This is a genomic window from Sinorhizobium fredii NGR234, assembly GCF_000018545.1.
GTDB classification, from domain to species: Bacteria; Pseudomonadota; Alphaproteobacteria; order Rhizobiales; family Rhizobiaceae; genus Sinorhizobium; species Sinorhizobium fredii_A.
Genome location: NC_012586.1, coordinates 1,387,285 through 1,405,956 on the forward strand (window position 1 = coordinate 1,387,285; position 18,672 = coordinate 1,405,956).

Annotated in this window: 14 protein-coding genes; 9 read left to right on the forward strand and 5 right to left on the reverse strand. The window is 61.1% G+C overall.

Annotated elements, in window-relative coordinates; all coding sequences use genetic code 11:
• The first annotated feature begins 4 nt into the window (after positions 1 to 4).
• Both NGR_RS33025 and NGR_RS33030 read left to right on the forward strand, forming a co-directional pair.
• On the forward strand, positions 5 to 205 hold the full coding sequence (locus NGR_RS33025; RefSeq protein WP_015887476.1) for a transposase: 201 nt from the start codon (positions 5 to 7) through the stop codon (positions 203 to 205).
• Positions 206 to 384: 179 nt separating this feature from the next.
• Positions 385 to 648 carry a transposase gene (locus tag NGR_RS33030; protein ID WP_015887477.1) on the forward strand — a complete coding sequence of 88 codons (264 nt, stop codon included), beginning with the start codon at positions 385 to 387 and terminating at the stop codon, positions 646 to 648.
• 154 nt (positions 649 to 802) lie between these two features.
• On the opposite strand, the gene NGR_RS06615 is transcribed toward NGR_RS33030, so the two are convergent.
• Together NGR_RS06615 and NGR_RS06620 are read right to left on the reverse strand one after the other, a co-directional pair.
• A complete protein-coding gene (locus NGR_RS06615) occupies positions 803 to 2,260 on the reverse strand; it encodes a polysaccharide biosynthesis/export family protein (RefSeq protein WP_015887478.1) in 1,458 nt (485 codons plus the stop codon).
• Positions 2,257 to 3,147, reverse strand: a complete 891-nt coding sequence (locus NGR_RS06620) for a glycosyltransferase family 2 protein (RefSeq protein ID WP_015887479.1) — start codon at positions 3,145 to 3,147, stop codon at positions 2,257 to 2,259. The genes NGR_RS06615 and NGR_RS06620 overlap by 4 nt, the downstream gene beginning before the upstream one ends.
• A gap of 303 nt (positions 3,148 to 3,450) precedes the next feature.
• Here NGR_RS06620 and NGR_RS06625 point away from each other — a divergent pair, with 303 nt between their 5' ends.
• On the forward strand, positions 3,451 to 4,686 hold the full coding sequence (locus NGR_RS06625; protein WP_015887480.1) for a glycosyltransferase family 4 protein: 1,236 nt from the start codon (positions 3,451 to 3,453) through the stop codon (positions 4,684 to 4,686).
• On the opposite strand, the gene NGR_RS06630 is transcribed toward NGR_RS06625, so the two are convergent.
• Complete coding sequence (locus NGR_RS06630; protein WP_015887481.1) at positions 4,683 to 5,801, reverse strand: glycosyltransferase family 4 protein; 1,119 nt, start codon at positions 5,799 to 5,801, stop codon at positions 4,683 to 4,685. The genes NGR_RS06625 and NGR_RS06630 overlap by 4 nt on opposite strands.
• A gap of 438 nt (positions 5,802 to 6,239) precedes the next feature.
• Between NGR_RS06630 and NGR_RS06635 the strand changes: the two genes are divergently transcribed.
• From NGR_RS06635 to NGR_RS06650, 4 genes are all read left to right on the forward strand, one after another.
• Positions 6,240 to 7,562 (forward strand): glycosyltransferase family 4 protein, encoded by a 1,323-nt coding sequence (locus NGR_RS06635; RefSeq protein WP_015887483.1) that lies wholly within the window; start codon positions 6,240 to 6,242, stop codon positions 7,560 to 7,562.
• Between the two features lie 490 nt (positions 7,563 to 8,052).
• A complete protein-coding gene (locus NGR_RS06640; protein ID WP_015887484.1) occupies positions 8,053 to 8,853 on the forward strand; it encodes a response regulator transcription factor in 801 nt (266 codons plus the stop codon).
• 27 nt (positions 8,854 to 8,880) lie between these two features.
• Positions 8,881 to 10,437 (forward strand): phosphomannomutase/phosphoglucomutase, encoded by a 1,557-nt coding sequence (locus tag NGR_RS06645; RefSeq protein WP_015887485.1) that lies wholly within the window; start codon positions 8,881 to 8,883, stop codon positions 10,435 to 10,437.
• A gap of 29 nt (positions 10,438 to 10,466) precedes the next feature.
• Positions 10,467 to 12,779, forward strand: coding sequence for an AGE family epimerase/isomerase (locus NGR_RS06650; RefSeq protein ID WP_015887486.1), 2,313 nt, complete (start codon positions 10,467 to 10,469; stop codon positions 12,777 to 12,779).
• Between the two features lie 125 nt (positions 12,780 to 12,904).
• Here NGR_RS06650 and NGR_RS06655 read toward each other — a convergent pair whose 3' ends face one another.
• Positions 12,905 to 14,239, reverse strand: coding sequence for a sigma-54-dependent transcriptional regulator (locus NGR_RS06655; protein ID WP_015887487.1), 1,335 nt, complete (start codon positions 14,237 to 14,239; stop codon positions 12,905 to 12,907).
• A gap of 220 nt (positions 14,240 to 14,459) precedes the next feature.
• Here NGR_RS06655 and NGR_RS06660 point away from each other — a divergent pair, with 220 nt between their 5' ends.
• Complete coding sequence (locus NGR_RS06660; RefSeq protein ID WP_012706504.1) at positions 14,460 to 15,638, forward strand: IS110 family transposase; 1,179 nt, start codon at positions 14,460 to 14,462, stop codon at positions 15,636 to 15,638.
• 8 nt (positions 15,639 to 15,646) lie between these two features.
• On the opposite strand, the gene NGR_RS06665 is transcribed toward NGR_RS06660, so the two are convergent.
• Positions 15,647 to 17,473, reverse strand: a complete 1,827-nt coding sequence (locus tag NGR_RS06665) for a sensor histidine kinase (protein WP_164923938.1) — start codon at positions 17,471 to 17,473, stop codon at positions 15,647 to 15,649.
• Positions 17,474 to 17,708: 235 nt separating this feature from the next.
• On the opposite strand from NGR_RS06665, the gene NGR_RS06670 reads away from it, so the two are divergent.
• Positions 17,709 to 18,641, forward strand: a complete 933-nt coding sequence (locus NGR_RS06670) for a VOC family protein (protein WP_164924090.1) — start codon at positions 17,709 to 17,711, stop codon at positions 18,639 to 18,641.
• Positions 18,642 to 18,672: the final 31 nt, after the last annotated feature.

Below are 18,672 nucleotides of genomic sequence, written 5' to 3' on the forward strand. Positions count from 1 at the left end.
ACTGGTGCCGATCGATCTGGCCCTTTGTGTGATTTCCTGCTCTGCGAAGGGCGAGCCTGCCTGGCCGCCAGAGGCCTTGTTCAAAGTGATGCTGCTGTCGATCTGGTACGACTTGTCCGACGTCAAGCTTGCCGAGGCGCTGGACGACCGAGGATCGTTCCGACGGTTCTGCGGGTTTTCGGCTCAAGAGCCGACACCGGAGTGAACGGCTTTCGTGCGTTTTCGAAAAGGCCTTGTCGCTCATGGTCTGGACAAGACGATGTTCGACGCGATCACCCGCCAGCTCGAGGCCAAGCGATCCAAGCGAAGACCGGCACGTTGTCGATGCAACGATCATCGCCGCGGCCAGCGAGGATGATGAAGAGGGCCATTGGGTCAGGCAATATGGACCGACCAGCGGTTCATGGCTTCAAGGCCCATCTCGGTGCCGACGCCGATACGGCCCTGGTCGAGGAGATCGCCGTCACGCCCGCCAACATCAACGACGGCAAGGCCGGCCCCGATGCTCTGCCTGACAATTCCGGCGAGGTGTTTGCCGACAGCGCCTATCGCGGCAACCATTTCGGCGACGCGGTACGTGACAAGGGTGGAACGCCACGCATCGTCGCCACCGGCATGTGGGGACGGGACGAAACTGGCCCGCCTTGAGGCCTGGAACCAACTGATCCACCGCATTCGTGGCCGGATCGAGAAGATCTTCGGCACCTGGAAACGAAGCTACCGTTCGACAAGAAAGTCTGGCCACCCGCGCGGCAGACATAAGCCGCTCGCTATACGTGCCAGTTTCGGGCAAAAAAGCCGTTCACTGAACGTTTGGTTCTCTAGATGTCGTTTGATCAATCGAAAGTGTAGTAATACCCGAAATCACCGAGGCGGGCCCAATTTCCCCAAAATCCTCGAGATCGGGCATGGGGATTTCCACCTTGAGCGTGTCACCGGGTCTTACCACGGTTGACTCGGTTGCTGGCAGTTCTTCGCTCCGGCCGTTTGCGGTTCGAACAATCGTATAGACCGGCTTTGCCCTGGCGGCCTTCGCCCGAAGGGCCAAAAGCCGCGGCGCGGCGATTTCCGACTCGTGGAGCAGTTGTATCGCTGTTTCTGCCTTGCGACTGAGAGCATCGAGCTCTGCTTGCGTTTCGCGCAATGTCACGGTCACTTCGTTCGTGTACCGGTTACGCAACTCCAGAATAGTGATCTCGGTACGACTAATCTCCTGGCGCGCGCGAAGCAGGCTCGTTTCAGCTGTCAGCCGTTCACTTTGATATTGCGTGAGCGCGCGATCGAGCGACATCTCTCGTGGAGCGGCCGCCAGGCCCTTGGACACCAGGGATGAGACATCCGTTAGCTCTTTCTGAATCGAGCGTATCTGTTTGTCGTGGAAGACAAGCTGTGCATCTAGCGACGCGAGCTCCTTTTCCAGGAACTCACGGAGGTTCTCAAGCGCACGAACCTGTGTCTGCATCCCTTCACGACGAACCCGGGATATCGACTGTTCCTGTTCCATCAGAAGCGCGACTGCCCGATCATTCTGACGCGCAACCAAGGAGGGTGGAAACTGAATGTTTTCAGCATTCTTAAGCTCGGCCTCCAATCGGGCCTTGCGTGCCAGGAGGCTGGTGTTTTCAAGCGCCAGGAGGTTGACGTCTCCCCGTCCTTGGATCACCTCCCGCTCGAATCTGGCAATGCTCTCCTCCCTCATCCTCAGGCCGCCGGCAATGCTGAGCGCCTGGAGAACTGTAAGGTCCGGTCTGTAAGGGAATTCTCCCGGCTGCATCACATGCCCGACTATATAGAAGGGCCTATGCTGAACTACCTCAACCGATGCGTCCGGGCGCATTCCCAGTCCCATATTGCGCATCAGCTCATCGCTGATCGCATAGGCGAGACCGCTCGGAGTAAGACCGGCAGCACGGATTTCGCCGGCGAAGGGCAGTGACAATGATCCTCCCGCACTTATCGTGAAGTCGTCATTTAATCCGGTCCATTGGAAAATCTGATCACGTGAGGCGCGCCATTCATAGATTTTGATACGGACCTTATCTTGCGGTCCGAGGAGATATTCCTCAGTGGCCATGGAGATGGTCGGCGTGCCGATCGCGATGACGGAAAGCGCGGCCGCGAGACCGAGGGAGCGAAGCGAGCGCCCGATGCTGCTTGTCGAAACGCGAGCCGTCCAAGGAAACTGCGTGTCAGGGCAACGGGGTTCCTTCTTATTCCGTCGCTTGTGTCGGCTGGGTGCGCGTAGCAGCTTGTGCATCATCTGGCCTCCGCTGCGGCTATATGCTGAATGTATTCGGGCTCGATGCGTCCCTTTAATACATGTGCGAGGGCTCTCAGGTTTCCGCGTAGTCGCCCGCGCCGATCGACATATGGCTCCGGCCAAAGACTGCGCACAAGATTGGCGGCGATGTTGCGTCCCATTAGCGGCAGCGCGAAACCTGCCGGCACGGTACCTTTTCTTATCAGGTAGATTGGGTTGGCCACTTGAGAGTAGCCGAAGCGCTCGCCACTCACGCGGCCCATTTTGAGCCCGAGGTGAACGCCGCGCAGCGTGCTTAGACCGATGACGCGGCCATGTCGCCTCAGCTGGCTTGTAAAATCGATGTCTTCCTGCCAGCCGTAAAGAACCAGCCGCTCGTCGAAGCGCAAATCGCCAATAAATTTCGCTCGGATTGACATGTTGCAGCCATAGGCGCCGACATGATCAACGACTTTCGATTCAATAGATATCTGCTCTCGCTCGACCGCCAGGACCTGAAGCCCCTCCGCCCAGTTGAGGCCTGCCGACCGAGCGCCGTCCTTCACGACGTGCCCCATTACCACCGCCCAGTCCTGATGCTGCTGAAACGCCTCTTCGAGCAGTCGGAGATAATTGTCCTGTGGAATAAAGTCGTCATCGAAGAAGGTTATTACATCATAGTGCTTCAACGCATGATCGAGCGCGTGGTTACGTTGTGCGCACAGGCCGCGCTTTCCGAAGACAGTTGAGACCGGAAAGCTGCCCCTTTCGCAGATCCCTACGTGCTCCTCGTCGGGCGCCGAGACGATCACTTCGTCCGGCAGCCTTTCTTGCCGTTCGAGATACTTCAAAAGGCGGGCAAGCTGCTCCTTCCGACCGAAGGTCGCAATGATCACGACCAGTCTCATCAATTGCTCGTTCTCCCACGCCGACACAAACCGCAGGCCTCTCGCGGCCCAGAGTTCGGGTATCCTAGGCTTGCGGGAGCGATCACACAGCCTGCGAATAAGGCTATAGAGGCGCTTGGAATTGAGCCGTCAGACGTAGCCACCATAGGCAATTGGACTATGCCCGCTGCGCAGCACAAAAGGGCGTACCCCCGATTGTCAGCTTGCCGGGGTCAGCCGCCGAACCCAAGCTGTTGGTTGCTTGCTCCAGATCAGCATTACGTGGAGATACTGGAGCCCGAGTTGCAGAGCGGGGGTTGCCATATGCATCATATGCGCCGGGCAGAACTGGAAACGATAGCCCGCCCAAAGGGACTGCAGAGGCGAGTCGGCAGCAAATTGCCGCTCGCTCTGGCGGATCGCAACGCAAAGATCGCCATCGTACACGATTGGTGTCCAGATTTTCGTGGTGGTGAGCGTGTGCTCTCACGCATATGTAAGATATTCCCGAACGCAGAGGTCTTCACCCTGTTCGATTTTTTGCCGAAGGACATAAAGGACCAATATTTCCAGGACGTTGCATTTCATTCTTCGGTCGCAAATCGGTTGCCGATGGTGCAGAGCTACTACCGCGCACTTTTTTTCCTCTGCCCTTTTCTTATCGAGCAATTCGATGTCACTGGCTACGATGCCGTCATCTCGTCCTCCGCTGCTTTCGCGCGCGGCGTCATTACACGGCCTGATCAGCCGCATTTGTGCTATGTGCACAGCCCCATTCGCTATGCATGGGACGAGCAGTTTTCCTATCTGGAGCAGGGCCGGCTCGGATTTGGTCCGAAGGGTCTAGTCTACCGCTATATGTTGCATCACCTGAGGACCTGGGATACGCGAACCGCCCACGGACCGGATCTCATGCTGGCGAATTCGAGCTATGTACGCTCGCGGATCCAGCGCATCTATGGCCGGGAATCCCAAGTCGTGTTCCCGCCCGTCGCCATCGACGAGCTCGAATTTGTCGCCGACAAGGACGACTACTACGTTACGGCATCCTTCCTTGCGCCGTACAAGCGCACGGATCTCATCATCAAGGCTTTCAACGACATGCCTTCCCGGCGGCTGGTTGTGGTGGGAGAGGGCCAACAGTCGCAGGGTCTCCGTTCCATGGCGGGCGCCAATGTCGTCTTCACAGGCTACCTGCCACGACGAGAATTTGTGAGAACCGTCGCCAAGGCCAAAGCAATGGTGTTTGCTGGATGCGAGGATTTCGGAATCGCTCTGGCGGAAGCGCAGGCCTGCGGGACGCCATTGGTCGCTTTCGGTCGCGGGGGCGCGTTCGATATTGTACGGCCGTTCGGCGACATCGAGGACCCGACTGGCATCCTCTTCGGCCGCCAGTCGGTGGAGTGCCTTAAGGAGGCAATCGAAGTCTTCGAGCGGAACGAGACATTGATCACACCGCAGGCGTGCCGATTCAATGCGGCGAGGTTCTCGGAAGACCGCTTCGACTTGGCGATGCTCAAGGCCCTTGCAATCGCTCAAAGCTTTCACGTCAGACGTTAGACGGCAACGGCCTCACGGGACGGCACGGATAGCCCGTCCAAGGCGGCCATTGTTTCGAGGTATCGGCCTGCCGAAGCCTTCCACTGGTAGTGCGACGCTCTCGTCTTGCCGAGCCTAATCATCGTTTCGCGCACATCAGGCATGTTGCGCACCTGCATGAAGCGCTCGAACCAAGCATCGGGATCCTCAGGAGAAGCATAGAGCGCGGCTCCGGCACAGATCTCCGGCAAACTGGCGCGATCCGATGAGACCACTGGGCACCCGAGAGCCATGGCTTCGAGCGGAGGCAGGCCGAAACCTTCGACGAAAGAGGGAAACGCGAGGCAGAGACAGTCCTGCAGCAGCGCCGCCAGTTCCTCGTCCGAAAGCCTTCCCAGCCAAGTGACATTGCTGAACGAAGCCTGTTGACCCGCGACCTTGAAAACGCGGGCGTCTGACATGCCCACCACCGCTATCTTTAAACCCACGGAGGCAAGCTTTTCGGCCATGCCGATGATTAGAGCGATGTTCTTGTGTGGAATTGCACTTCCAACGACCACGATCGTGTCCCGTCCTGCGACGGCCTGCGTCGGCTCGGAATGCCGCGGCTTCCAGCGGGTCGCGTGCTCGTGCCCATTTGGAATGACGGTGATCTTGGCTGATTTGCATATTCGATGGCGGACGAGTTCGCCGGCAGAGTAGTCGGAGACGGTAGCGATTGCCGCGACGCTCCGGCCTAGAATAGGGATCAAGAAGTCGTAAAGCAGCCGGAACGGAAGCGAATAGCTCTGCGGACAGGTGCGCGTGTTTACATCGTGTATGCACAGGATCTGCTTGCGAACCTTCAGCGGGCCGGTATTGCAGAAGCTGAGAAGCCCGCCTCGAACGTGACTTGCGAGCGCCGTTTGCTCCCAGAGCTGCCCATACATTGGCGCGACGGTGCGACTGTGAATCGCTTTCAAGGAAGGGACGCTCGTCTCTACGGGCACGAGCAGCTCGATCCGGAGCCCCCTGGCGGTCGGTGGCTGCTCGACGAGCAGTTCGTCCAAGGCATGCAGGATCTCATGGGCGTATCGCTGGACACCCGTAACCGGTTGCGCCAGAAAGCGTCCGTTGATAGTCCACGAGCGTTCCATAGTTCGCCATCACTCACATCACAGAGGCATTCAAGCTTAGCGCAAACCACTGCCCCCCGCTCCTGGTGCACACTCAGCCTTTGGGTGAGCCGCAAATGCCTGCTTGGTTCGTTTCCGGCGGGGGCCGTACGAGCGGTTTCAGCCGAAAGGCTTTCCTCGCCACCATCGTTTGACTGAGGCTCTTGCCCGTCGACGTTAAGATTGCCGAGGGCAGCACGTTGACGACGTTTCGGCGCGCGCCGCGCTACGCCGAATGGCTTTGTTTCGAGAACGCACGTGTAGAGATAGCTTCTCACTGCACGAAAGCCGATATTCGTCTGCTTGACGACGAAACGGCCGAGCGATTGACGCCGCCCATTCGACGACAGCTAATGCCTGGTCATCGAAGGCGCCTCTCGCGCTGGACCACTGCCGTTGTCGCCGGGTGGAGTAGTAGAGATGGCCGATTTCAGTAGCGTTGACCCCATAGTGCCGCCCAGCATTCCGGCGATGGCGGCGCCATCATACGAGGTGTGGCCGGAACGTCACAAGGAAGGTCTACCTCTCGAAGCTTTTCTTGCGAATGGCCATCGAACCTGGACCATCAACGGCGACTTTCTCGGCTTGTCGCCAAATGGAGTTGCCCGTTATGCACGAGAAGTGACCCTGGCGCTCGACACGCTGATGATGGAGCATCACCCGCTGGCGCAAGGACTCCAACTAGTTATTGTCGCGCCCCAAGAACCGCCTGGAGATTTCCGCTTGAACTCGATCCCGGTGCGAGTGGTGCGGGAGTACAGTCGACCCAGGCTGCCCCAGTTCTGGGTGCAGGCGCAATTGCCCTTAAACGTGAGGGGCGGATTGCTGAGCTTCTGCAACCTCGCTCCGGTGGCAGTGCGGCGACAGATCGTATGCATTCACGACTTACATACACGCTTAATGCCGCAAAGCTACGGGCGACTGTTTCGTTGGACGCACAGGTTGGTGCTGCCTGTCCTGGGGCGCAGAGCGGCGGCGATCACGACCGTATCGGCCTTCTCGCGCGATCACATCGTGGGCCTTCGCGTGGCGGCTTCGGAAAAAATTGCTATCACCTACAATGGCAGCGATCATGTCGCTCGATGGGATCCCGCTCGATCTTCCATCTCCGTGGGCCCGCGGCCTTTCGTCTTTTGCCTTGGCCAGCGCCAGAAATACAAGAACACAGAACTTCTTCTGAAACTCGCTCCTGCGTTGGATCGGATGGGGCTCGATCTGTATATGGCTGGAGACGTGGACCCTGCTTTGCTGGAGCAACTTGCACCGCAGAGACCAGCGAATCTCCAACTTCTAGGCCGTGTCAGTGATGACGATCTGGCCAAAGCGCTTTCGCAGGCGCTATGCTTCCTTTTCCCCTCCCGCATCGAAGGATTTGGTTTGCCTGCCATCGAAGCCATGGCATTTGGTTGTCCTCTTATCGCCTCGACCGCTCCCTGTCTGCCGGAGATTTGTGCTGACGCCGTCCTCTACGCCGACCCGGAAGATGCTGAATCTTGGGTCCATGCGATCAACCGCCTTTGCACCGAGGACGGGCTGCGTCGCCGCTTGATAGACAAAGCCAGAGCGCGAGCAAAAGCCTTTTCCTGGCGTGTGATCGCTGAGACATATCTGCACCTAATGGCTGATATCGACGCCCGGCAGGGTGCATTGGGGCGCGAACCGTTCGGAGTAAAGGGTGACTTAGTTACCGTCTTTCATCGGGTGAGCGTTACTGCGTGTTCCCTCAAATCAACCTCGATTTGAGGGCGAAAACACGCAGCAATTCAAGGTGATACGGCGGCGGCGCTGTAGGCCAGTTAATCCAGACTCTCAAGAAAGCCCGATACTGAATTCGCATTAGTACATTTTAGCAATCTTACGTCGAATTCTACTCGATGTATCATGCAAGCGTAGAGGAAGGAGGTGTCGCGCAAATGGCCTTTGCGTCACATTTCCGCAGGCATTTGGCCCGGAGCTTTTGGCGAGACCGAAAAGCCCTAAGTCGCTTTTTATTGAATCCGCATTCATACACAGAAGACCAGCTTAACTAAAATCACTTTGCGCCTTTATGCAACGTATGCGTTTTGCATTTTAGAATTTAATTGAACCGGGAAAATATAGTATTTTGAAACCATGTTTTATTTAGTGATCATGCCGGGTCCCATTTGCAAGATGCGCCTCTGGAATACAAATACAAGTCGCATTAACGCCGCCCTCCCGGTTTAAGAAACTGATGTATCGGGGAGAGTATACTATGCCTTCTGTAAATCATTCTTACGACAATACCCCTCTAGATTTTAAGCCACTCGACGACTCTTTACTTGAGAAGGACTTCAATCAAACCCGCGACAAGCCGGAGAGGGAGTCGGCTCTGCTCATTTTGGACAATCGCACGCTCGATAGAGAATGTCTTGCCCAATGCCTGGTGCTGCACGGCGTCGGTCTTAAGGTGTTGGCCTTCGGATCAATTGATGAATGGCAGAAGGACAATGATCTTCACCTACCTGTGGCGGCGATCCTCATAAACATAGGTAGCCGAAAAGTCACCGATCCTGCCATTGCGGCCGACATAGCGCAGCTGGTGACGGAGTTTAGCCCGAAGCCCATTGTGGTACTGTCCGATATTGATGAGCTGGAACAAGTCCTAAGCGCGCTGGAGAGCGGGGCCCGAGGTTATGTCCCATCCACGATAGGCTTGGAAGTTTGTGTGAAGGCCATAAGCCTAGCGCTGGCAGGGGGCACGTTCGTTCCCGCCAGCAGTGTCCTCGGGCGAACCGTCGCAGGCGCCGGCGAGGAATTGGCACGGCCTGGCGCGGGCATGTTCACGCACCGACAAGAAGAGGTCATCCAGGAGCTCAGGCGCGGCAAGGCAAACAAGATCATTGCCTATGATCTCAACCTGCATGAGAGCACTGTCAAGGTGCACATCCGGAACATCATGAAAAAGCTGGGGGCCACGAACAGGACAGAGGTGGCTTATAAAGCCAGCCAGATGTTCTCAGCCAAGGTTGGGACACTGGACCAGCCAGGGCTGCTGCGACCACGCGTTTGTTAACTTCTTCAACAACTGACGGTGAGCGAGATGGCGCAGGTGGAGTTTGCTCGTATTGACCCAGGCTCGTCTTACGAGCCGCTACACGAATCCGGACCGGACCGGTTTACCCTTGAAACGAGTGCTTTGATAAGGCCGACAGGGTTTCGGGAGTATGACGCGCGATGGTGGTTCGGTCGCCCGGATGACGGGAAGGCGCCGGATTTGAACCTGATGGGCGTGCAGGCTCTGGGCATGGGGCTCGGCACCTTCATGCGGCGCTCGGGCGCCGGCCCGGAGATTGTAACGGGACATGATTTCCGTTCCTATTCGCTGGGCATCAAGCTCGCCTTGGTCAGCGGGCTATTGGCTGCGGGCGCGCGGGTCCGCGACATTGGCCTGGCACTGTCGCCGATGGCCTATTTCGCGCAGTTCGCGCTCGACGTGCCGTCGGTAGCGATGGTGACCGCCTCGCACAACGAGAACGGTTGGACCGGCGTCAAAATGGGCACGGCTCGGCCGCTGACCTTCGGACCCGACGAGATGGCGGAGCTGAAAAGGATTGTGCTGGAGGCCGACTTCGACCTGACCGGTGGCGGCGCCTATGAATTCATCGCGGACTTCCGGCAGCGCTATATCGACGATCTCACCCGCGACAGGCGCATCGCCCGCAAGCTGAAGGTCGTTGTGGCCTGCGGAAACGGCACGGCCGGCGCCTTTGCACCGCATGTGCTGGAGAGGATCGGCTGCGAGGTGATTCCGCTCGACTGCGAGCTCGACCATTCGTTCCCACATTATAATCCCAATCCCGAGGACCTGGCGATGCTCCATGCCATCAGGGACAAGGTGCTGGAAAGCGGCGCCGATGTCGGCTTGGGTTTCGACGGCGACGGCGACCGCTGCGGGGTGGTCGACAACGAAGGCCGTGAGATTTTCGCCGACAAGATCGGCGTGATGCTGGCACGGGATCTCTCCGCTTTGCATCCCAACTCGGTGTTCGTCGTCGACGTGAAATCGACCGGTCTGTTCGCCTCAGATCCGGTGCTTAAGGCAAGCGGCGCCCACACGGACTACTGGAAGACGGGCCATTCCTATATCAAGCGCAGAGTCGCGGAACTCGGCGCGCTGGCGGGCTTCGAAAAGTCGGGGCACTTTTTCTTCAACCCGCCTCTCGGGCGCGGCTATGACGACGGGCTGATCACCGCGCTCGCGGTCTGCGAGATGCTCGACCGCAATCCAGGCATGAGCATGGCTGAGCTCTACCGGTCGCTGCCGGTGACCTGGGGCTCGCCGACCATGTCGCCGCATTGCGACGATGAAGTGAAATATGCCGTGGTCGAGCGTGTGGTGGAGCGGTTCAGGACGATGCAGCGCGACGGGCTGCCGGTCGCGGGCCAGCAGATCGCCAACCTCGTCACCGTTAACGGCGTCCGCGTGGTGGTCGAGGACGGCACCTGGGGACTGGTGCGGGCCTCCTCCAACAAGCCGGAGCTTGTCGTCGTGGTGGAAAGCCCGGTCTCGGAAGCGCGCCAACGCGCCATGTTCGCGGCAGTCGACGGCGTGCTCAGGGAGCATGCGGAGGTCGGTGCCTACAATCAGACCATCTAGCTGCCGGCGGCAACGAAAGGGGCGACAGAATGGTTGCGCGGATTTCCTGTTTTGTAATGAGCGGCGGCGTCGGCTCGCGGCTTTGGCCGCTGTCGCGCGAGGACAATCCCAAGCAGTTCCATGACCTTGCCGGCAACGGTTCGATGCTGGTCAGGACCTTGCTGCGGCTGAGAGCGCGGCCGGCCGGCGACACGCCGGTGCATCTGATCGCCTCGGAGCGCCATGCCGAACGAGTGCGTACCGATATGGCCAACATCGATCTGGCAGGCGGCCGCGCGATATTCGAGCCGATCGGCCGCAACACCGCGGCTGCCGTAGCGGTAGCCGCACTCGAGACCATCGCCGCCCACGGCGACGGCCTGGTTCTGGTGGTGCCCTCCGACCACGAGATTTCAACGGACGAGCAGTTTTGGGAAACCGTGGAAAAGGGCGTGCCGGCCGCCGAAGCCGGCAGGCTTGTCATCTTCGGCATCCCGCCGGGCCAGCCGGAAACAGGCTACGGCTATATCGAGACAAGCGGAGAGGGCGATGTCCGCGACGTGGCGCGCTTCGTCGAAAAGCCGGACCTGGAGACGGCCAAGGCTTATGTCGCGGCCGGAACCTTCTACTGGAATGCCGGCATCTTCCTGTTCCGCGCCGATACCATGCGCGCGGCGTTCCGGAAGCATCAGCCGGCAATCTGGGAAAAGGCGGAACGCGCCTTCGCGGCGGCGGCAACCGAGGTGTCGGGCACCTATCTGCCGCTCGGGCTCTATTCGGCAATCCCCTCGGTATCGATCGACTATGCCATCATGGAGCATGCCGACGGCATCGCCATGGTGCCGGCGAGCTTCCGCTGGAGCGATCTCGGCTCCTGGCAGTCGCTGCTCGACGTCAGCCCGACCGAAGCGAGCGGAAATGTGGTGATCGGCGACGTCGTCGCGATTGACTGCGAGCACTCCTACCTGCGCAGCCAGGGCCGGCTGCTGTCGGTGATCGGGCTTAAGGACATCGCGATCGTGGCGACGGCTGACGCGACCTTTGTGGCGCCGGTGGACAAGAGCCAGGAAGTCAAACGCATCGTCGAGCAGCTGGAAAAGAGCGGGCGGCTGGAAACGAAGTTCACGCCGGCCCACGACCGCGTGCTGCTGCCCGGCGTCTGGCGGCAGCGGGTCGCCCACTGGCTCTTCGAGGAGACGCTGCCGCTGTGGTCGACGGCGGGTGTCGACGAGCGCCATGGCGGCTTCCACGAAACGCTGAGCTTCGAGGCCGCTCCGCTGATCAGACCGAAGCGGATGCGTACCATGGCCCGTCAGGTCTACGCCTTTTCCGTGGCTAAGCTGCGCGGCTGGAACGGCGATGCCGATCGGCTGATCGCGCACGGCATCGAATTCATGCAGAAGGGCCGTACGAGACGCGGCGGCTGGGCGCGGGTGCTTCATGTCGACGGCACGATCGCCGACGCCTGCGAGGACGCCTACGATCATGCCTGCGTCCTCCTCGCCCTCGCATACGCCTATCAGGCAGGCAATCCGGACGCGTTGCGGCTCGGCCAGGAGACCTTCGCCTTCCTCGACGCGCATCTGGAGGACGAGCGGCTGACCGGCTTCCTGGAGACCTCCGACGGCACCGAACTGCGCCGCACGAACCCGCACATGCACCTGCTCGAAGCCTTCCTGGCCTGGCACACGGCGACCGGCGAGCGCGGCTATCTGCGCCGGGCTGCCCGCATCATCGACCTGTTCCGCAGCCACTTCTTCGACGTCGATAGCTGGACCCTCGGGGAATATTTCGACGATGCCTGGAGACCGGCGACGGGCGAGAAGGGCCAGTGGACCGAGCCCGGCCATCACTTCGAATGGGCCTCGCTGCTCGTCGAGTTCGTCTCCAAAAGCAGGCAGACCGATCTGATCCCCTTTGCCCGCAAACTCTACGCCTCCGCGATCGCCAACGGCCTCAACCGTTCGACCGGACTGGCCTATGGCGCCGTCTCGCGCTCTGCCCTTCCGCTCGATCTCATCTCGCGCAGCTGGCCGCAGGCCGAGGCGATCAAGGCCGCGATCGCGCTCGAAGGCACAGGCGGTCCGGACCTCAAGCCGGAGATCGAGGCGCGCGTTGGCCACCTGTTCCGCTGGCACATCGACCCGGCCCCGCTCGGCATGTGGATCGACCGCATCGACGAAAAGGGCAGGGTCGTCGCGCCCGAAGTCCCGGCTTCCGTCTTTTATCACCTCGTAACGGCGCTCATGCAGTATCTCGACAAGACGGAAGGGGCAGTGATTTTCTACCAATTGCCTGCTTGTTCACAAAGCACTCCCGCCGCTGCGGAGCCTCCTGCCGCGTTTGACAAGGCAACAGCGTGAAAATCGTTTCCAGCGGCCTGCTTTTGGATCGTCGCCGATTTAAGAGCAGCCGCAATTCAAGGTGCGACAGACCCGACTGATAAGACGCGCCGCGCTGCAGTGTTGCTGAGCGATACCACCTCGCCCTACGCCTCATCCGTCAGCGATTTCTTGTCGAGGCCTAGCTTCTGCATCTTCTCGTAAAGCGTCTTGCGTGAGATGCCGAGCGATTCATAGACCGGCTTCAGTGCGCCGCCATGCGCCGCGATCGCACTGGCGATGACGCTTTTTTCGAAAGCCGCGACCCTGTCGGCGAGGCGCAAGCCGTTTGCCGGCGAGGCTGCATCGGTTTCCAGCCCGAGCACCAGGCGCTCGGCCGCATTGCGCAGTTCGCGGACGTTGCCTGGCCAATCGCGGGTTGCCATTTCAGAGGCGAGCGTCGGCGAGATCTCGATGTCATCGCGGCCATAGCGGGCGGCGGATTCTCGCACGAGCTGCATGAAGAGCAACGGGATATCGGAGCGACGCTCCGCCAGAGACGGGACGCGCAGCGTCGCGACGTTCAGTCGATAGAGCAGGTCGGCGCGGAAGCGTCCCGCGGCGACCTCCGGCTCCAGTTCCAGCTTGCTGGTCGCGATGAAGCGTACGTCGAGCGGCACGTGTTCGTTCGAGCCGAGCCGGGTTATCACCCTTTCCTGCAGCACGCGCAGGAATTTCGCCTGGAGATCGACAGGCATCGAGCCGATTTCGTCGAGCAGGATCGTGCCGCCGCGCCCGTGCTCGAACTTGCCGTAGCGTGGCCTGAGCGCACCCGGAAAGGCTCCGGGCTCATGGCCGAAGAGCTCGCTTTCGATCAGGTTCTCGGGGAGTGCGGCGCAGTTGATGGCGATGAAAGGGCTGTTTGCCCGGCTGCTCAGATCATGGAGGGCGCGGGCGACGACTTCCTTGCCGGCGCCGGTATCGCCGATGATCAGCGTGTCGGCGTCCGATGCGCCGATGGCGCGCACCCGGTAGCGCAGGTCGACCATGACCTGGCTTCGTCCGGGCAAGCGCTGCTCGATGTCGTCGCGTTTTCCGGCGACGGCCCGCAAGCGTCGGTTTTCGAGCACGAGGCCACGCCAGTCGAGGGCGCGCCGGATGGTGCCGGCGAGCGCCTGCGCCGTAAAAGGTTTCTCGACGAAGTCGTAGGCGCCCTCGCGCATCGCCCGCACGGCCAGTTGGACGTCGCCATGCCCGGTCACCAGGATCACCGGAACTTCCGGGTCGATCTCGCGGATCCGCTGCAGGAAGGTCATACCGTCCATGCCCGGCATGCGGATATCGCTGATGACGACGCCGGAAAAGCTGAAGCTGATGAATTCGAGCGCCCGCTCGGCGCTGGCGAAGGTATCGACGCGGAAGCCGGCAAGCTCCAGCGCCTGCGCGCTCGAGCGACGAAGCTCCTCCTCGTCGTCGACAAGCAGGACGCGGCTTTCACTCATTCCGCCTTACCCCTTTTCATAGTGCCTACTGCGGTGCGAAGCTGCTTAGGCGCAGGTGATGCGGGTATGGTTGTCATTCTGGCTGTCCTTGATGGCTCCGGCGGCTGAGCCGCCCGCTTCACCGACCTGGATCGACCGCTGATTGCTCGATGCCCGCGATGGCTATGTAAGGCGATGTCGGCGTGTCCGGGCCTGCGCGGTCGCCACGTCATGCGAGGTCATGGAGATTTACGTTGGAATAGATGTTGCCAAGGAAACCCATTGGGCCTGCGCTCTCGATGCGCGCGCGCAGGTTCTGCTCGACCGCGCGGTCGATAACGATCAGGCCGCGATCGAGCGCTTCGTCGCCGACCTGCGCGGCCTCGGCGGCGATGTCGTGGTCGGGCTGGACATCACCGGATCGCTGGCGCGCTTCCTGGAGGCCATCCTCCTGGCCGAGGGGTTGCGTCTCGTCCATGTGCCCGGCATCGCCGTCAACCGGGCCGGACAGGGCTTTCCCGGCGGAGAGAGCAAGTCCGACCCGCGCGATGCGCGCACCATCGCCGAGCTGGTCCGGACGCGTGATCTGCGCCCGATCCTGCCAGACGACGAGACCGCCATCGCACTGCGCCTCAAAGTCACGCGACGCCGCGAACTCAGCGACGACCAGACGCGCCGCATCTCCCGCATGCGCCAGCTCCTGGGCGCTATCCACCCCGGCCTCGAACGCCGGCTCGACCTGACGGCCAAGGGACCGCTCGTCCTTGTCACCCGCTACGTCACGCCGACCGAGATCCGCCGGGCCGGCCTCAAACGGCTCATGGCGCATCTCAAGCGAACACCTCACCTGCACGCCGTCGAGGCACTGGCCCAACGCGCCCTCGAAGCCGCCGAGGGCCAGAGCATCGCCGTTCCCGGCGAGGCCAGCTTCGCCGACATGATCCGCGAGCTCGCCGCTGAGGCCCTGCGGGCGCGCGAGGCGATCGCCCGCATCGACCGCGACTTGGAGGCCCTGCTCGAGCGCCACCCTGACGGCGCCCTCATCCGCTCGCTGCCGGGGATGGGGGCTGTGCTGTCGGCAGAACTCATCGCCAACATCGGCACCATCGAGCGATTCCACTCGGCCGACGCCCTGGCCAGCGCCGCAGGCCTGACCCCCGTCATCCGCCAATCCGGAAAATCCAGGAACTGGCGCCGCGCATTTGGCGGCGACAAGGCCCTCAAGCGGGTATTCTTCCAGAGTGCCTTCTGCGCCGTCTCTACCAGAGACCCGCTCTCCAAAGCCTTCTACGACCGAAAACGGCGAGAGGGAAAACATCACACCCAGGCCATCATCGCCTTGGCCCGCCGACGCGTCACCGTCCTGTGGACAATGCTCCGGACCAGGCAAACCTTCGATCCAACTCAAAAAGCCGCTTGACTTGCGCATTACTCAGCCGCCTCCCGCTCGGATTCCGGAACGGCGACAAGTTCGATGCGGAACACCGCTCCTCCTTCGGCATGGTTCGCCACCGTCAGGCTGCCGCCGAAATCCTTGACGATGTTGTAGGAAATGGAAAGGCCGAGCCCCAGGCCCTTGCCCACGCCCTTTGTCGTGTAGAAGGGGTCGAAGATGCGCTCTGCGATGGCGGGCGGCACCCCAGGGCCGCGGTCGCGCACGGTTATTACCGCCCTGTCATCCTCGCGCCAGGCACGCACCAGGATCATACGATCCTCGAGGCCTTCGACGGCATCGGCGGCATTGGAGATGACGTTGACGAGCACCTGCTGCAGCCGTACCGAACCGGCCCGCACGATCAGCGGCTCGGAACCGAGATCGATATCGATTGCCGCGTTCGCCGTCTTCAACCGCGTCGCGACGATCTCCATCGTATCGTGCATCACGTCTTCGACCGGAACGGCGCCGAGCTTTTCATTCGGCTTGCGCGCGAAGTTGCGCAGATGCCGGCTGATCGCCGCCATGCGGTCGATGAGGCCGGAGATGCGCCTGACATTGTCGCTCGCTTCGTTCGTTCGCCCCCGCTCGATCAAAAGTGCCGCGCTGTCGGCATAGGTCTTGGCGGCGGCGAGCGGCTGGTTGAACTCATGCGAAAGGGCGGCCGACATCTGGCCGAGCCCCGCGAGCTTGCCGGCCTGGACGAGATCCGCCTGCGTCTGGCGCAATTGCTGCTCGGTAAGCCGCCGTTCGGCGATCTCCGCCTCGATCTGCACGTTGACGCGAGCAAGATCGGCGGTGCGCTCCTCGACCCGGCGCTCCAGTTCCTCCTGCGCCTGCTCCTGCATCAGTATACGCTCGCGCAGCCGCGCCCGTCGCTGGATGAGGATGGCGACCGCCAATCCGGCCAGACAGAGCAACAGGATGGCGGCCGCGACCGTGGTCAGCGCTTGGGTCCTGACCGAGGCCGTGTCGGTCAGGACGTTCACCGTCCAGTCGGCGTCCGGCATGTAGTGCGAGAGGACCAGGTATTCCCGGGCGTTGTCGCGGCCCGAAACGGTCATCAAGGCGTGGCCGTCAACCTCGCGGCGAGCGACCGGCAAGGGGTGGAGGATGGCATTGGCATAGCGCCGCGAAGCTTCCGTCCGGGCAAGGCGCTCGGGCGTCAAGGGCAGGATGCCGGCGTAGAGCCATTCCGGGTTTCCGCTCATGAAGATGATGCCTTCCGGATCGGAAACGAAGATCCTGTACTCGCCGCCCTGCCAGGAGGATTCGATGGTCTCGATATCGACCTTGAAGACGATGACACCGCGGATTTCGTCGCCGACGCGCACGGGCGAGCCGAAATAATAGCCCCGCTTCAGAGAGGTCGTGCCGAGCGCATAGAAGCGGGACTGCTCCCCCTTGAGCGCATCCTGGAAATAGGGGCGGTAGCTGAAATTCTGGCCGACAAAGCTTGCGGGCCCGTCGTAGTTGCTGGCGGCGATCGTGTCGCCATCCGGTGTGATGACGTAGATGTCTGAGGATTTCAGCAGCCCGTTGATGTCTTTCAGATAACCGTTGACGGCGTCGCGCAACCGTCGATCCCGAGGGCGGGTCACGATCTCCTTGATATCGTCATGATCGGCGATGAGAGCGGGCAGCGCCTGATAACGATTGAGGTGGCCGCTGAGTGCGGCGACGGACAGCCTGAGGGCCGTATTCGCCTGCGCCGAGGCTTCCTGCATATAGCTGCGGGTGGCGACGACATTCCCCTGCACGGCGAGCATCACGACGGCGGCCGGCAGGACCAACAACATAAACAGGAAACGGTATTTCACGGTATGCCCGGGCTCCTCCTCCCGCGCGCTTAACGAGCGGTTCGGATCGTAAGAGCCCGCTCGACTCGTGGCAAGCCGCCTATGAACTTCGTCCGAAGATAAACGATTGCCTATGGGCGTCAACGAAACGTTGACAATGCGTTTGTTGGCGCTGGCCTTTCGCGCTTGGCCGGAAGAGAGCATCTATCCGGGCATCGACAAGCCCGAAGACAAACGGGCAGAAAGGCAGCGACAAATGCTCGACCAGATCAGAGGCCTGCATCACGTGACGTCCATGGCGGACGATGCCCGCACCAACAATCACTTCTTCACCAGCACGCTTGGGCTGCGCCGTGTCAAGAAGACGGTGAATTTCGACTCGCCGGACGTCTACCATCTCTACTACGGCGACACGGCCGGCACGCCTGGAACGGTGATGACCTATTTCCCCTTTCCACGGATGCCGCGCGGCCGTGCCGGCACCGGAGAGGTGGGGACGACTGTCTTTTCCGTTCCGAAGGGGTCGCTTGGCTTCTGGCACGACCGGCTGGCGGGGCTCGGCGTGACTGGGCTCAAGGCCGAGGAGACTTTCGGCGAGAAGCGACTGAACTTCGCCGGACCCGACGGCGACGGCTTTGCCTTCGTCGAGGTCGAGGGCGATCCACGCACGCCGTGGACTGAAGGCGGCATTTCCGGGGATCACGCAATCCGCGGCTTCCACTCGGTCTCGATGCGGCTGCGTGACGAGGGCGCAACCGCGGAACTGTTGAAGTTCATGGGCTACGAAGAACTGGACCGCAGGGATGGGGTCACGCGGCTGATCGTGCCTGGCGGCAATGGCGCAAGTCTTGTCGACCTTGAAACGCTGCCGAGCATCAATCGCGCCGCACAAGGGGCTGGCTCCGTGCACCACGTCGCCTTCGCCGTCGAGAACCGCGAGAAACAGCTCGAAGTGCGCAAAGCGCTGATGGATACAGGCTATCAGGTCACGCCGGTCATCGACCGCGACTATTTCTGGGCGATCTATTTCCGCACGCCGGGCGGTGTACTGTTCGAGATCGCCACGAATGAACCGGGCTTCGACCGCGACGAGGAAATCGCCCATCTCGGCGAGGCGCTGAAACTGCCGCAGCAGCACAAGCACCTGCGGCCGATTCTCGAAAGCCATTTGCAGAAGCTCGAGGGATAGAGACATCTGCTGCGCTCGGCCCTCCTTCATC